This is a genomic window from Comamonas sp. CAH-2 (assembly GCF_009668305.1).
Lineage (GTDB): Bacteria > Pseudomonadota > Gammaproteobacteria > Burkholderiales > Burkholderiaceae_C > Comamonas > Comamonas aquatica.
Genome location: NZ_VSWF01000087.1, coordinates 1 through 519 on the forward strand (window position 1 = coordinate 1; position 519 = coordinate 519).

The 519-nt window shown below is 53.8% G+C and carries 1 protein-coding gene; it reads left to right on the forward strand.

Translation table 11 applies throughout. The features are described from left to right. Window positions 1-519: IS5 family transposase (locus tag FYM52_RS18585; RefSeq protein WP_154165158.1), on the forward strand; the 519-nt coding region annotated here is incomplete at both ends.

Below are 519 nucleotides of genomic sequence, written 5' to 3' on the forward strand. Positions count from 1 at the left end.
GTACAAGTGCCGTACACACGCAGCCAAGCGGGACTGCATTTGCTGGTTGATTCAACGGGAATCAAGTTCTTGGGTGAAGGCGAGTGGAAATGCAAAAAGCATGGCCCTGAGCGTCGTCGGCAATGGCGCAAGTTGCACATTGGCATTGATGCCCAGACGCTACAGGTCAGGGCTATCTGCGTGACATCCAACAACGTCAGTGATGCAGCAGTGATACCGGATTTGCTGCAGCAATTGCCCGAAGATGAGGTGCTGGAGAGCCTAACGGGCGACGGCGCTTACGACACGCAACCAGTCCATGAAGAAGTCATCAAGCGAGGAGGTATTCCCATTATTCCTCCTCGCAAGAATGCTCGAATACGCAAAGGCAAAGCCTTTGTGCATCGAAATGCGGCGATCGCTGCATGTCGAAGGCTGGGGCGAAGTATCTGGAAACGTTGGATCGGGTATCACCGGCGCAGCTTGGTGGAAACCAAGATGAACTGCATCAAACGATTGGGTGAGCGGCTGATGTCTCGT